Source organism: Aeromicrobium ginsengisoli, assembly GCF_004134905.2.
Lineage (GTDB): Bacteria > Actinomycetota > Actinomycetes > Propionibacteriales > Nocardioidaceae > Aeromicrobium > Aeromicrobium ginsengisoli.
The window spans coordinates 1-14984 of sequence record NZ_SDPQ02000002.1 but is presented as its reverse complement, the minus strand read 5'-3'; the positions used below and the strand labels follow the sequence as shown (position 1 = coordinate 14984).

Genomic DNA, 14984 nt, shown 5'->3' with positions numbered 1-14984 from the left:
CTCAGGCGTCGAGGCCGAGACCGGCCGGTGACGGATCCTGCGGCAGCGGCCAGTCCGCCTGAAGTAACTCGACCCGGACTCCGTCCGGGTCACGCACGAAGACGATTTCGTTGAGATCCGTACGGCCACCGGGATGCGTGGGAGCCGCCTCCGGTGTCACCCCCAGACGGGCAAGGGCAGTCAACGACGCGTGGATGTCGTCGACCTCGAAACCGAGATGCCCTGCGCCCGGGTACCTGTCGTAGTCCGGATCATCGGTTTCGTTCAGCACCAATTCGAGGACTCCGCCACGGGCGTCACCGACGTACACCAAGGTGTACCCCGGCCCCAGAACCAAGGTGCCCTCGTGCGTCAGACCCAGGGCGGCGTAGAACGCCAGTGAGCGGTCCAAATCGGTGATCCTGATGTTGACGTGGTGCAGTCGGCTCGTCATTCTTCGTCCTCCGAGGACGTCAGTGTCTCGATGTCGAAGCCGTCTTGAGCCATGCCCCAGTACCCATGTACGGCCCAGCTCTCGTTCGCCATGCCGGCGGGGAGCTCGCGAACTAGGATCTCGCGCCACGGCTGTACCAGGAGCGCACGTGTCATGACCCTGGTCGAGCGCGCTCGCGGCTTGAAGACCGTGCGCGCAATCTCCCAAGCGCGGTCGATGACTTGGTCGTCGGGGACAACCTCGCCGACCAGCCCCAGGTCAAGAAGCTCTTGGGCAGACAGCACCTGGCCGGTCAGCAGGAAGTACTTCGCACGATTGACGCCCATCAGCTCGCGGAAGATCGTCTGAACTCCATCGCCCGGGACGATGCCCATGCCGGTGTAGTGGCCGTCGGCCATTGTCGTGCTCTCTGATGCGATCACGATGTCGTTGAGCAGTGCCAGTTCCTGATGGATAAAGCATGGGCCGTTGATGGCCGCGATGACCGGGATCTCCAGGTTGAGGAAGCTGAACGGCTCATGGACCTGGTCCTTGTACCAGAAGTCGTAGCCGCGATCGAAGGTCATGTCCTGCTTGAAGTCGTAGCGTTCCCACCCCTCGGGGTCCATCGTGTCGAGGAACTTGTCGCCGGTGCCCGAGAAGATCAGGATCTCGTTCTCAGGGTCGTGGTGCACGTCGGCCAGGGCCGGAATGAAGGCACGGTGCAGCTCCAGACTCCATTTCGCGGGCCCGTTCAGCGTGTGCATGCGCATCTCGAGGATTCCGTCCTCGCGCTTGAAGCTGAAGTACTCTGCCCACTTTGCGGAGTACTCGTCGAGGTAGGTCCGATACATCTTGGTACGCGACCAGGCTTCAGGCATGTTTCCTCCGTTATCGGGCGCCGATCGCGGCACCCTCGATGTCGGTTTGGCTATTGGCAACCCCGAGCATGCGGACTCGCCCGCAAAACGAGTCGAAATCGAATTCCTCGAACACGGCTTGCTGAACATCCCGATTTCGGGTTTATTTGCACTCACGATGAGTGGCTGTCCTCATGATCTGGCGGATGAATCGATGAGCGATCAGCGGCGAGTGATCCAGTCGAAGATCCGCGTGCCCAAGGCGCGCGGATCCTCGAGGTCGCGCCACCGGCTCAACGCGTTGATCGTGGCGCGACTTGAGCAGTACGGAATCCTGTGGATCGTTGCCACCGCAGGTGCGGGAAAGACGACGGCCGTGGTCCATGCGTTGGCGAACTCCCCAATCCCCACAGCGTGGTTGCGCGCGGACGACGGTGACGTCGCCCCTGGCAGATTCTTGGTGTACCTGGAACACGCCATTGGTCAGGCCCTGCCCGAAAAGTCGCCTCTCGTATCGCAGGTACTCGCGCGCGACGTCGCGCACCCTGAGGTCGCCTCCCTTTTGGCCGAGTCGCTCGATGGTTCACCACTCACCGTTGTGATCGACGAGGTGGAGCGACTCGAGTCCTCGCCCAGCGCGTTGGCCACGTTGAGCGCATTTCTCACGCACGTCCCCGCTCATGCCCGGGTGATCTTGGTGTCGCGCCGCCCGGTCCGCCTCGATCTTGCACGAGCTGAGGTCGACGAAACCTTGGGCTTCATCGAGGAGAGCGACCTGGCGTTCACGGTCGCCGAGGCTCAGAAAGCCCTCGAAGACCTGGCACGTCCGAACGCGGACGCCGCGCAGGCAGTCCAGGCCACCGGCGGGTGGGTCACTGGAGTTTTGTTCGATTCATGGCGCTCCGCAGCGCACGTCCACGGATCGGGCGGCGAGGCCGATCCCCTGCGCAGCTATCTGTCCAGCGAGATCATGGGCACGCTCGATCCGGAGCTCCAGACGTTCCTGGTCAAGACGTCGATCCTCGACTTGGTGACGCCCGAGCGCGCTAGCCGCCTCGGTTTCATCAGAGCGGGCGAGCTCCTCGGCCGCCTCGAACAGGCACATCTGCCGGTCGAGTTCGACGGCCCATACAACATGCGATGCCACGCTCGGTTTCGTGAATTCCTGAACGAGCGCTGGCGTGAACTGGACTCAATCGAGCAAAAGCGCCTCCGAGTCCAACACGGCGAACTGTTAGTTGCCGAGGACCGTCTCGAGGACGCGGTCGACGAGTACATCCTCGCGGGCCGCCATGAGGCCGCCGAGGATGTTGCGACAGAGGTAATTCTCGATGTAGCCGCACGCCTCGACATCGAGGTCGTGGATCGATGGCTGTCATCGTTCTCACGATCCCGAATTGAGAATTCCGTGGCCTTGACCGCCGCCGAGATGCTGGCCGCTATCGATCGCGAGGAGTTCGGTCGTGGCGCAGCCGCGGCCGACCGGCTCATTGATCTGACGCAGCAGGCCGACACGATCGCCCTCGATTCCCGCTTGATCGCAGCTATGGCGTGGTGCTACTTCATCGTCTGCCGCATTGAAGATGCATTTCAAGTCCTCGACCTGATCGAGTCGGACCAGCGGATCGAAGCCATGCGATTCTGCATCGGAGTCGAGCTTTCGAACGACTCAACGCATTATCGGGACCGCCCTCGAGATACCGACACGGAAATCGACGGTCTCCTCGCACGTGTAGACCTTGCTCATGGGCGATTCAGCGAGCTCGCCGAGCGCGAGGACGTGTCTCATGGCGCGATCCGTCTGTCGCGGGTCGGTGCTCTGAGCAATCTTGGACGACTCGAGGAGGCGCAAGCGGGCGCCGCAGCCCCGTACGCCGGATGGACCGGGGTCCGGATCCGCGCGGAACTCTTGGCAGATTGCGGCCTTCCGCAAGAGGCCTGGTCCGAGCTGATCTCCGGCCGAGAACGACTGGTCCGCTCGGAGTCGCCGCTGTACCGCATCTTCTCGTTGCTCACCGAGGCCATGTTGGCACTTCGATTCCATCGGGACGTTCCGCAGGCTCAAGCCGCGTTGCGCACGGCCGCCAAGGAGCCCACTGCACAGCAGCGGGTGCGGGTTCTGGAACAGCTGGCGCTGTGGAGCGGCCTGATCGGGCTGTACGAGAACGACGACATCAAGGCGACTCAACATCTGCGCGACGCCGTAGCGATCATGACGGAGTGGGACAGGCGCCTCCTCTTGCCGACCGCGGCGGTCTACCTGGCCGAGGCCGAGTGGAGGATCGGCGAGGAGTCGCGGTCCGACGCTGCCACCGACCTCGCCCTGGAAACCGCCGTCAACACCGGCTCGATGTTCGTGCTCGGACGTGCACTCGCGGAGTTTCCGGCTGTGTTGTCTCGTCGGCTGGATCTCGAGGACGACCCCGACGGTCCGTGGCACGACATCGGACGGTCGATGATCGTCAACTCAGACTCGCTGACGACATTTCAGCCGGTGGGCGAGGTGTTTGTTGAAGAACTGTCCCGCTGTGCCCTCGTCATCTCGGGCCGGAGGCACGAGCCGCGCCTCTTGAAAAGTGTTGAGTTGATGGCCTACCTCGCAGCCGCCGGCGGATCCGCGCATCGCTCCGACCTCACAGCGGCCCTGTTCCCCAGCAAGAACGACAAGTCGGCCAGTTCCTACCTTCGCATGGCAGCCAACGGGGTGCGCGACCTCATGAAGGACCCCGAGTGCATAACTCTGGAGCCAGCTCGTGTGGTGTGGAATCGCGGCTCCCTGAGTAGTACCTATGTCGAAGCGACGACCAGCTACAAACGGTTGCGCACTGTGACGGGACAACAGCGACTCGAGCTAGCCATGAAGGTCCTGCAGGACGTCGACGGCAAGGAAGTCCTGCCGGGAACCCGTTCCCCCTGGGTCACTGACCATCGAGAACGTTGGGCCGCGCTGGTCCTTGACATCCGGCACGCCGCTGCCGAGGCAGCGTTCGACACTGCTGATTATGGAGTCGCACACCGCTTCGTCCGTCAGGTCCTCGCCGCGGATCCATACCGAGAGCGTGCCTGGCGGCTGGCTATGAAGGTCGCCGATGCAGTCGGCGACACGGACCGAGTCATCGGCTCGTACCGATCGTGCGAGCTCGCGCTCAAAGAGCTGTCGACCTCCCCCTCAGAAGCGACTCGCAAGTTGTTCGCGACCCTCCACCGATAGAGGTTTGGCGTTCAGCCAGCGCGCGGTTCACAGTCGATCCCCCACCTTCATGTCACGTCCATATCCGGCCACGACTACCAAAATGATGACGCCGTAGATGATCTGCTGGATGGAGAAGGCGAGGCCCTCGGTGATGAGAATCGTGGTCAGGACCGTCAACAAGACCGTTCCAACGACAGTCCGCGCGTAGTCTCCGCGTGCGCCGAACCCTGTTCCTCCCACGATGACGGCTGCGAGGCTCTGGAAGAGGTACGTATTGCCCGACGTGATCGATCCAGAACCGCTGAACCCCGCAAGGATGATGCCGAGAAGCGCTCCCGACACGGCACTGAACGCAAACACTCCGACCCAAACACGTCGCGCGGGCACCAGCGCCAATCTCGCAGCTATGGGGTTGGCACCCGTCTGGTACAGATGTCTTCCCGTCCTCGTCCTGTGAAGCACGACCGTCAACACGATTGCCGCTGCGCCCCAAAAAACGATCACCGGGGGCACCGCGAAGCCGAACGTGTGACCGATCGCCGAGCTGAAGTTGACCAACCATGGCGGCGCGCTGCCGTTGACGCCGTGCCTGGTCCAAACCGTGAGGCACCCCGTCACGATGGCGGACGTGCCCAGTGTGACGACAAGAGGTTGAACCCCGAAACGATGAGAGATGAATCCGCTGGTGCCACCGAGCACTGCAGAGATCAACAAAATGACCGCGAACGCGTAGAGGACCGGCCAGCCTCTCCCTCCGATGAGGTCCGCCGTGAGGATCGATCCGACGGCGATGAAGGCCGGAACCGACAGATCCAGTCCTCCAATGAGAACGACCAAAGTCTGACCGGCCGAGGCGATCCCGACAAATGAGGCCGTGACCAGCATCGAGATAATGCTCGGTTTGGAGGCGAAGTCCGGGATGGCCACGACACCGTAGGTGATGAGGAGGAGGGTCGTCACCATTTGGAGAAGGGGCAGCCGGGACTGCGTGCTCCTCACCTTGCCGGCGATCAGACCCCATCGATCCGAGCCCTGCATCTCGAGCGACTGACGGTCCGGATCTGTGTCAGCAATGTTCATGCGTTTGACCTTCTCAACTGAGGTACTCGTCCACTGAAAATCACCGCGCCGATCAGCATCGATCCATACGCGACCTGAAGCCATGAATCACTGACGTAGAGGGAACTCAGGAGCGTCTGCACCAGGAAGATGCAAGCCGCGCCCGCCAGCGGACCGGCGAGCCCCCCTCGCCCTCCCAGCAGCGAGGTTCCGCCGATGACGACTGCCGCGATGGCTGGAAGTGTGTACTGGCCGGCCAGCCCGGCATCCCCCGACTGCAGCAGAGCAGCTGACGCGATACCGCCGAAACCCGCCACCAGTCCACCAAGGGCGTACGCCGTCACTCTGACTGCAGTGACGCCCACGCCGTTCGCGTAGGCTGTCGCATCGTCGCCACCCACGGCCCGAAGTCGCTTGACGTAGCCGGCCCGGCCAAGGAGCCACCACAGAACGAGCGGTGGGCCGATCAGGAAGACTGCACCGGGGACCGGGCCGAAGGTGTCGGCCAGATGGTTCATCCATGAGGTTGTGGCTGAGGATGGGCTGGGGGCTATCTGCAGCCCGACACCTGTGAGGATGAAGTAGCCGCACAAGGTTGCGATGACCGGTTGGTAGCGGACGACCGAGACTAGCAATCCGTTGACGACTCCCACTAGCAATCCGAGCGCCAAAGCAATCGGGATCACGGCGAGGGGATGGGTCACGCCGTGTCCAAACAACGTCACAACGACGACGATCGTCACCAAATTCACAAGCGGTCCGATTGAGATGTCGATGCCGCCGCCCCCGCTGATGACTGACGGCGCGCTTGCCATCGCAGCGATCGCAAAGGGAGCGAAGGCAGCAAGGCTCGCAGGTATCGAACCTGCTGAACCAAAGCTGGGCCGGACGACCACGTTGAGCGCCAGGAGGCCGAGAGCGAGAAGCAGAGCGAGCGCTTCTGGACGGCTACGCCACGTCTGCAACGAGCCCTTCATCGTGACCGCCCCATCCCGAAGAAGCTCTCGACCAGAGTGGTCCGCGAGAGCTCCTCTCGTTGAAGTTCCCGTGCGACCGCGCCCTCGCGAAATACGAGAACTCGATCGGCCAACTCGACCAGTTCATCGATTTCGGTTGAATTCATGACAATCGCAACCCCGCTATCTGCCAGTTCCACCAGCAGTGCATAGAGATCCCGTTTCGCATTGATGTCGATGCCTCTAGTCGGGTCATTCAGAATGAGGACACGCGGATGTGACGCCAGCCAGCGCGCGAGGATCACCTTCTGCTGGTTGCCTCCGCTCAGGGTGGTGATCAGATCGGTGTCTTGCCCGAATTTGATGTTCAACTTTTTCGCGTTGTGCTCGAAGCGCAAATGCGTACGCGACCACATCAGGAACGGGCCGACTGTGTCGCGTTCGAGTGTCCGGACTCCGAAGTTCTCACGAATGGTGAGAGCTGGAAAAAGGGCTTGACTTCTACGCTCACGGGGCACGTAACCAATCCCACTGGCGACGGCAGCAGACGCACTTGTTATGGGACGTTCGAGCTCGTCCTCCAACACGACGACTCCGCCGGCCGAGCCGAATTGGTGCCCCCACAAGGCGAGCAGGAACTCATCTTGGCCGTGCCCATCCAGCCCGCCGACGCCGACAATCTCTCCCTGGCGAAGCGTGAAGTCGACGGGGTACGAGTTTTCCCTTATCCGCACGCCGCGCATCCGCATGACGGCATGTGTGCTGACCGGATCGAGTTGGTTCTGTCGCTCGGAGGTCCCCGCAGTCAATTGGTCGGCCCCAGTCATGTGATGAATCAGGTCTTCGCGGGTGAACTTGCCGCGCTCCAAGGTCGCGACGCTTGCGCCGGACCGGAGGACGGTGATGCGATCTGCAAGCTCGTCTACCTCGTCCATGCGGTGGGAGATGAACACGATGCCGACCCCCCTGCTACGCAGTCGATTCAGCACCACGAACAAGCGATCCCGACTTTCGGCGTCCAGCGCCGACGTTGCCTCGTCGAGGATGAGAACATCCGGCTGCCTCAGCAACGAGCGGGCGATGCTGCACGTTTGCTTCTCGCTCAGGGACAGACCCTCGGCGGCTCCGTCCAGATCCGGGCAATAGCCCAACAATTCCTCCAAGACAGATTGCGCACGACGCCGGAACTCTGCGGGCGACGAATCTCCCAAGGCAACTGGCTGGATCCCGAGCTGGAGATTGTCGAGCACCGAAACCGTGTCGACCATCAGGAGCTCCTGGAACACCGTCGCGACTCCAGCGCGCAAAGCGTCCCTAGGACGCTCGATGGTTCCATCCGGGTGATCGCCGATCACGTATTCGCCGACATCGGGGCGTTGAACCCCTGACAGGATCTTCACCAAGGTGCTCTTGCCGGACCCGTTTTCGCCACACACGGCATGGATCTCGCCGGCACGGACGTCGAGCGAGCAGCCTTGGAGAGCCTTGCTGGCGCCGAATGACTTACGGAGGGACCGGGCTTTCAGACGCACAGCGTGCGCAGGCGGGGTCATCGCAAGGCTCTATCCGCAGCACCGCGGCCACAGCATGGAAGGTCACACAGCATGGCGATCATCGCGATGCTCCTGCCCGCGTCTCGGGACACAATCTCACTCCTAGAATTCATCGATTGCTGTGACCGTGGTCACGCAGTGGAGCGTACGAACGCCATAGCAAAGCCGAGCGAAATCTAGGCGTGTGCGGGCCTCAATCCGCTGGCGCCATCCACACACGCCAGCCGTAGAGCAGCAAGCCCGGTTCGGTTGCAGGGACACAAACTCCCCCGCAGCCGAACCGGGCATTGATTGATCTGTTAGTTGAACAACTTCCTGAGGTAGCTGTCCGGCAGGAACGATCCCGAGGGGAGTTCCGCCGGTGCGAGGTCGTCCTCCTTCGCCCCTGCCGGGACGTAGTCATCCAGATTCTGGCCTGTCACCACAGGGAGCGATGACACGAGATCTGTCACCTTCGGCCCGTGACCTGCCAGCATCAGAGCAACGACGCGGCCGGTAGCTTCCGACGACGCCTTCGGGCCGTCGACAATCGCAACCGACTTCAACTCAGCCTTGTGCGCCTTCCAGTAAGCGAGCGACCCGACCGAGGCGGACATGTCCACCATCGGCGGAACAGGGCGTCCCGACTGCTCGAAAGCACTGATGACGGCCGCACCCATGGTGGCAACTTGAGCAGATGCCGCTACCTTCTGGGGGTGCGAGCCCAAGTAGGTCGACACTTGGGTCTTGGCGACCGGGGGGTTGAACTCACCGATCGGCGAGTCATCAACCGTGATGCCTGGGCACTGGTCCCACGCCGCCCTCCATCCGGCGAACGTCTCCTTGTCGAGCGACACCGACGGAAGGGCGTGAACCGCCAGGATCTTCCCCTTACCGCCAATATTCTTCGCCATCTGCGCAGCGGCATTCGCTGCGTTCTTGTATGTATTTTCTGCGATGTTGATGACGTTCCTGGACGGCGTTACGTTAACAAACGCAATCGTAGGGATGTTCTGCTTGGCCGCCTTGTCGGCAGCGGCCGCCAGCGCGTCGGGCGAGTTCGGCACCACGACAAGCAAGTCGACCTTTTCCTGCACCAGCTGGTTGATCTGCTGCAATTGGGCCGCTGTGGAGCCGAGCGGCGCCTGCACGGTCTTGACCTCTCCGACGTTCTCCGCGTTGGCGAGGGCCTCTTTGAGCGCCGTCGTGAGTGTCTGAAGGTACGGATTGTTCGGCTCTTGGATCGACAAGCCGACCGTGTACGGTCCGGGTCCTGAAGGCTTCCAGTCAGCCCAAGGGCTGGCCTCCACCGTCTTCGGATACCCGTCGTAGGCACTCACGTACTCGCTGCCAAGCTTCTTGATCACCCCGCTGGTGTCCTTCAATCCCTTGCTCGGAACAGTGCCGCACGTGCCGGTGAGACCGGTTGCATCAGACTTGCCCTCATCGGACGAACCGCACGCCGCGAGTCCCATCGAAGCGGCGAGCGCGAGCGAAATTGCCGTGCTCGCTCGTCGCTTCGCGGACTTCCTTAGATTTGTTGCGCTTGCCATGTTGAACTCCTTGGATCTGTTCGATCGTGGTGACCTGGAACACATCGGGACCGTAGGTGCGGCGCGCGAAATGCGGCGGAAATGAGCGGGCATAAGCGAATGTTCGCCGAAGCGGCGACTAGCCAGACGTGTCGGTCGACAGCCGGTTCCCGACAACTTGCGATTGCGTGATCGGCACATTGAGAGCCAACGGCTCAGCGGCTACCGAGATCGACGGGCATGAGGAGGACGACCTCACTCGAGGCCAACGTGGAAGCAGGATCGGCTGGCGGATCTTGCGCAGCGATGAAGGCAAAGCTCGCGGTCGAGGAAGCTCCCGCACTGCGCTCGTGGCTCGCTCATCCGCCTGAGCCGGACCAACTGACGCAGCCAGCGGTTACGGATTAGTCAGGTTGGCAGCGGCCGCAGCGTAGACCTGCTGAGCGTTGCCGCGGTCCCCGTCGATGTGGATGAGCAGACGCGTCATACGCCAATCGTCGCCTCGACGCACCAGATCGATGTCGTACCGCCCGTAGGCGAGGTACATCCCTTCATCGGTGTCGTCGGCCCAGTGCGGGCAGTACATGTGCGCCTTGACGTGAGCCTCGTTGCCGGCGATCTCAACGATGTGCCCTGGGTTCAGGTGGGTCGTGCCGGCGAAGCCACCATTGCGAGCGATCAGACCCTCAAGAAACACGTCGACCGGTTCGGGTTCAGGCGAGCCGTCCATCACCGTGGGCGCAGCGATCAGGAAGTGGTCGTCGACGACGCCCCGGACAGCCTCCCAATCCTTGGTGTCGAGGGCCATGAAGAAGCGGTGAATCGCATCAGAGATCATCGCGCGATCAAACAGCAGCGAAATCTTGTCCTCATTGCTCAGCGTCATCTTGTACCTCCCAGAGTTCCAGTGTTCAATCGTTCACGGCAGCCAGGGCAAGGTCCGCCAGCCGCTGCAAACGGGTGAAGTGATGGAGGCCCTCGAGGAGACCAGAGGACAGGAAGATGAAAGTCACGTCACGCTCGGGATCAACCATCCACATCGTCGACCCGGACCCGACGGAACCAAACGTTCGCGGAGATGCCGTCAGGCCGAAGGGCGACATGTAGTCCCCAGACCCGCGGGCGTAGCCTCCGCCATAGGTGAAGTTGGCCGGGAAATCAGCCAGGCCGCGGGCTTCCTTGTTGAAGTCCCAGAAGTCGTTCGGCTTGTCGCCCGTGTGATTCTTGAACGCGTAATCGACGATCGCCGGCGAGAGCAGCCGGACGCCATGGCCACTACCCCGGTTGCGTAGCATCTCGGCGAATGTAAAGACGTCCCCGATCGAGGAAAAAGCCATCCCCGCCGGCAACTCGAAATTCTCGTCAACAATGTCGTTGAGGGACTCCATCACCGAGACCGCAGCGGCTCCCGGCGTGGTCTCCGCCATCCGCAACGGAACGCGGCGAGGGTGATCCAGCGCCAGGCCGAATGAGCTCTCCAGCATCCCGAGCGGCTCAAAGAGCTCTTCTCGTGCGATGTCGAGGAACCGGCGACCCTTCGGGTCTAGGCGTCGGACGATCTCCCCCAAGATCCCAAAGCTAGCGAACGGGTTGTACACCACGCGTTCGCCCGGGCGGTTTGCAAGCTGCTGCGCGCAGATAGCCGCGGTCATCGTCTCCAGATCGCCCCACACGGGTCCCCAAGGGTGCGGCGGAGGCGGGACGAAGCCGGCCCACGTGCCACCCGTGTGAGTCAACAGGTGAGCCACCGTGACGTTCTGCTTTCCGCGGATGCCGAATTCGGGGATGATCTCCGCGACCTTGGTATCGAACGTCAGCGCACCTCGGTCGACTGCTTGGAGGACCAGGACCGCCGTGTACGACTTCGCCGTCGACATCAGCATGAACAGGTCATCTGCCGATGCGTCGCGTCCGAGATCGAGATCTGTGTGCCCCAGCGTCTGCAGATAGCCGATCCGTCCGGCTCGCGCCACCAACATGACTGCGCCGTGATGGAGCCCCGAATCGATATCCGCACGAACGCTCGCGGTCAGGCGCTGCAGCGCTGCGGGGTCGAGACCCACCTCCTGGGGGTCTTCAACAGTCGGGATAGACATGTGCGCTTTACTCCTTCACGGCCATGCGGCCAGATCGCTCGTTCTTTCGTTCAGGGACTCTGTTGGTTCGGGAAGCCAGCACCAGAACTCAGCGAGTCTCGGCGGGACGCTCTCGGACCAATCGCTCGCCGAGCTCCACCACCATCTGGTAGGCATCGGTCAAGGCTTGGCCATACTGCTTCTTCAGCTGTTTGTGCAGGAAGGGAGTTCGATCCAACAGCAAGTCCCTCACGAACTTCTTGAAGGGATTGGCGGTGTGCATCAACTGGCCCATCATGTAGGCGAAGGCGACGACTTCATCGGTCTCGGGCTTCCTGTCACTTTGGTATTTCTCCAGCACGCTGGTCAATCCCTCAAGATCTGACAGGTCGTGGCCTACGAGCGATCCGGCGAGGTAGAGCCCGTCCACGACCGCCATCCCTGCGCCGTAACCGGCGTAAGGGTTCGTCGCGTGTGCCGCGTCTCCCATGACCGCAATGCGGCCCTTCGACCACGTCGGCAAGGCTTCCCGATCTCGGATGACCCAACTGATCACATTGTCTGCAGGTGTGCTGCGGATCATGTCCGGCAACGGCGCTGCAGTCCCAGTTGCGATCTCCAACGCGCGGGCCTTCATCTCCTCGGGTGTCCCGGTCGGGATCGACGAGTCACGTCGCTCCATGACCCACCAGTGCCACCCTGGCCGGCCGTTGTACGCCATCGGGGTGTAGCTGCATTGGAACCCGCGGGGGTCGAGAGCCATCCTGGCGGTGGACCTGTCAGGAAATTCTTCGAACGTGTGCCCCAACCACAGAGTCAAATGGTTGTCGCGGACCGGTTTGACCCCCTCGAGATACTGACGGACGACCGAGTTCAGGCCGTCGGCGCCGATGATCAGATCGGCCTCGAAGCTCGTTCCATCCGCGAAATGAGCCTTAGCACTGGCGTCGGTCTGGGAAACTCGTACGCACGGCTTGTTCGGCTGAAGGATCCCTGCCGGGAGCGCGTCCTGCAGCGCCTCGTACAAGCCCGTCCTCATCGCACCCAGCCACAGCGGCGTGTCGATCGTGTCGTCGACCTTCGTCGGATAGGCGCCGATAACCTTCCCGGTCGGCCGTGTGAATACGGGTACCGCATCGGCACCGAGAGCGCCGATGTCGATCCCCAGGATTTCGAGCGCCTTCAGCGGGGGCGGCCACAACGCGATGCCTCCACCCAACGACTTGACCTCGGGCCAGCGCTCAAACACTGTGACGTCGAATCCTGCTTGGTGGAGACCCAACGCCGTCGTCAGTCCGCCCGGACCTGCCCCGATGATGGCGATCCGTCGTCCCTTGAGTGTTGCCATGCGCCGTTCCTCCAGAATGATCGCGCGGAGCGCAGCTCCGTTAGCACCGTCCATGTGACCGCAGCCACATCATGGCGACGCTATTCAGCCGACTGCAAATGGGGCCGAAACCTGCGCGGGCCGAGGGGCCTTCGGACAGCATCGCCGTCGGATCCGACTGATCGAAGCGTTCCCTTCTTGACGCGGCGTGCGGCCGATCCAGCATCTCACTCTCCATGCCGTTTCACGAGTGAAAACTGCGGCACATCAACGCCAGCAGTCCTGTCTCCAAGAGCACTTCATCGCGCGTTGGCGCCGACATGTAAAGGCCATACTGGCACTCGGCGAAACGCACGCCCAACATCCACACAGACCCGTGAATAGCCTGACTCGGGGCGCGCGGTAGTGCCGTCGGACGGGGCCCGACGGGGCAGCTGCCCGTGACCGTCAGGCTGCGGGGTCGATGGTCACGGTGTGTCCGAGCTTCTCCAGCTGCTTGACCAGCCGGTGGGTGCGGGCTTCCTCGTTGCGTTTGACCAACCATTGCGGGCCGAGGTCTTGGTAGGGCTGATCGCGTTCGAGCATGTAGTAAGCCATCACCAGGATCGAGTGAGCAACCGCGACCTGAGCTCGACGCATCCCGCGCCTCTGGGTGATCCTCGAGTGCTGCACAGCCAGATAGTTCTTGCCATGCATCCGCCCCACGGACCCGGCGGCCTCGACCAGCATCCCGGTCAACCACTTGTTCCCCCGACGACGTCCGGCCGGGGATCGTCTGCCGGCCGACTCATACATCGCCGGCGCCAAACCAGCCCACGACGCCAGATGCGCAGCAGTCGGGAACTTCGACATGTCGCCACCGGTCTCGGCGATGATGACCTGCGCAACCCGTGGACCGACACCGGGAATGGTCTGCAGCAGCTCGATCTGATGGGCCCACGGCTCACACGCCGACTCGATGACTTGGTCGAGCTGGCGCATCGATTCCTCGACCCGGTCCAACCGGCCGAGGATCGACCGGGCCAGCTGCGCATGATGGATGTCGAAATTGCCCTCCAACGCCTGGGCCAGGTCCGGGATCTTCGAGCGCATCTTGCCCTTGGCCATCTCGGCCAGCACCCGGGCATCGGTCTCACCGTCGATCATCGCGGCCAGCATCGCTCTGGCCGACACCGTGTTCAGCGACGACGCCACGGTCGAGAGCTTGATCGACGCGTCCTCGAGCATCAGCTCCAACCGGACCGTCTCCCTGGTTCGGTCGCCATGCAGTTGGACCCGATACCGGGTCAGCATCCGCAACCTGCGCACCGGTGGTGGTGGCACGAACGACGGTGTCAGCAACCCATGCTCGAGCAGCTGCGCGATCCACTCCGCGTCACGGACGTCGGTCTTGCGACCCGGCACCGCCTTCATGTGAGCCGCGTTCAGCAACCAGATCTCCATCACCTCCTCCAGGCAGTAGAACGGCGGCTTCCAATACGTCGACGTCGACTCGATCGCCGCGATCGACACACCGGCCTCGACCAGCCAGTCCCGCATCACCCTCAGCGACCCCGACGTCGTCTTGAACGTCCGCGTCTCCGTGCGCCGGCCACGTCTCGCGCCCGGGGTCCGCACACACACCGTCACCGACGCCTTCCCCACGTCCAGACCAGCGACCCGGTCATAGAGCACTTCCATCACCATCAGCTCCCTCACTCGACCCGCGGCCCACCCAGCCGGGCGGACCGGAGCCGCTCGGAGAGTCTTCTGCCGGGATACAGACCCACGTGCTCGAAGCAACAATCCAAAGGCACCCGAAGACCCCGCGTCATACACCTGAACGGGCTCACCCGCACCAATGTGTGCCGACGTCGCCGAGCGACCCACCCCGATTCTCATCCCCCAACGCAGCGACGAAGTCGCACGCCGACACACCTCTTGCATTTCTGGGAGGGTCGTTTCGTCCGTACGTATCTGTGCGGGCCCGCGACGTCGTCGGGAAGGCCCCACCTCTTGCTGCCCACCGGGCTGGTGTGGCTCTCAGAATGGTTGCCTC

11 protein-coding genes are annotated in these 14984 nt (G+C 62.7%); 1 reads left to right on the top strand and 10 read right to left on the bottom strand.

The features are described 5' to 3' along the window. Window position 1 precedes the first annotated feature (1 nt). Both ESP70_RS06830 and ESP70_RS06825 read right to left on the bottom strand, forming a co-directional pair. Complete coding sequence (locus ESP70_RS06830; RefSeq protein ID WP_149688610.1) at window positions 2-433, bottom strand: VOC family protein; 432 nt, start codon at window positions 431-433, stop codon at window positions 2-4. Further along, window positions 430-1293 (bottom strand): enoyl-CoA hydratase/isomerase family protein, encoded by an 864-nt coding sequence (locus ESP70_RS06825; RefSeq protein ID WP_188110539.1) that lies wholly within the window; start codon window positions 1291-1293, stop codon window positions 430-432. The genes ESP70_RS06830 and ESP70_RS06825 overlap by 4 nt, the downstream gene beginning before the upstream one ends. Here ESP70_RS06825 and ESP70_RS06820 point away from each other — a divergent pair. After that, entirely contained in the window at window positions 1292-4483 is a 3192-nt protein-coding gene (locus ESP70_RS06820; RefSeq protein WP_149688608.1) for an AfsR/SARP family transcriptional regulator, read from the top strand. The two genes, ESP70_RS06825 and ESP70_RS06820, sit on opposite strands and share 2 nt — an antisense overlap. 27 nt (window positions 4484-4510) lie before the next feature. Here ESP70_RS06820 and ESP70_RS06815 read toward each other — a convergent pair whose 3' ends face one another. The 8 genes from ESP70_RS06815 to ESP70_RS06780 all read right to left on the bottom strand — a co-directional run bounded on the left by ESP70_RS06815 (window position 4511) and on the right by ESP70_RS06780 (window position 14815). Continuing rightward, window positions 4511-5545 carry an ABC transporter permease gene (locus ESP70_RS06815; protein WP_188110538.1) on the bottom strand — a complete coding sequence of 345 codons (1035 nt, stop codon included), beginning with the start codon at window positions 5543-5545 and terminating at the stop codon, window positions 4511-4513. Beyond that, on the bottom strand, window positions 5542-6501 hold the full coding sequence (locus ESP70_RS06810) for an ABC transporter permease (protein ID WP_149688606.1): 960 nt from the start codon (window positions 6499-6501) through the stop codon (window positions 5542-5544). The genes ESP70_RS06815 and ESP70_RS06810 overlap by 4 nt, the downstream gene beginning before the upstream one ends. Further along, window positions 6498-8033 (bottom strand): sugar ABC transporter ATP-binding protein, encoded by a 1536-nt coding sequence (locus ESP70_RS06805; RefSeq protein WP_149688605.1) that lies wholly within the window; start codon window positions 8031-8033, stop codon window positions 6498-6500. Before ESP70_RS06805 ends, ESP70_RS06810 begins: the two co-directional genes overlap by 4 nt. Window positions 8034-8332: 299 nt before the next feature. Then, a complete protein-coding gene (locus ESP70_RS06800) occupies window positions 8333-9565 on the bottom strand; it encodes a substrate-binding domain-containing protein (RefSeq protein WP_188110537.1) in 1233 nt (410 codons plus the stop codon). A gap of 376 nt (window positions 9566-9941) precedes the next feature. After that, window positions 9942-10430 (bottom strand): nuclear transport factor 2 family protein, encoded by a 489-nt coding sequence (locus ESP70_RS06795; RefSeq protein WP_149688603.1) that lies wholly within the window; start codon window positions 10428-10430, stop codon window positions 9942-9944. A gap of 25 nt (window positions 10431-10455) precedes the next feature. Beyond that, window positions 10456-11640 carry a serine hydrolase domain-containing protein gene (locus ESP70_RS06790; RefSeq protein ID WP_149688602.1) on the bottom strand — a complete coding sequence of 395 codons (1185 nt, stop codon included), beginning with the start codon at window positions 11638-11640 and terminating at the stop codon, window positions 10456-10458. An 88-nt stretch (window positions 11641-11728) separates the two neighbouring features. Next, on the bottom strand, window positions 11729-12967 hold the full coding sequence (locus tag ESP70_RS06785) for an FAD-dependent oxidoreductase (protein WP_188110536.1): 1239 nt from the start codon (window positions 12965-12967) through the stop codon (window positions 11729-11731). A 426-nt stretch (window positions 12968-13393) separates the two neighbouring features. Continuing rightward, a complete protein-coding gene (locus tag ESP70_RS06780) occupies window positions 13394-14815 on the bottom strand; it encodes an IS110 family RNA-guided transposase (RefSeq protein WP_223148653.1) in 1422 nt (473 codons plus the stop codon). Window positions 14816-14984: the final 169 nt, after the last annotated feature.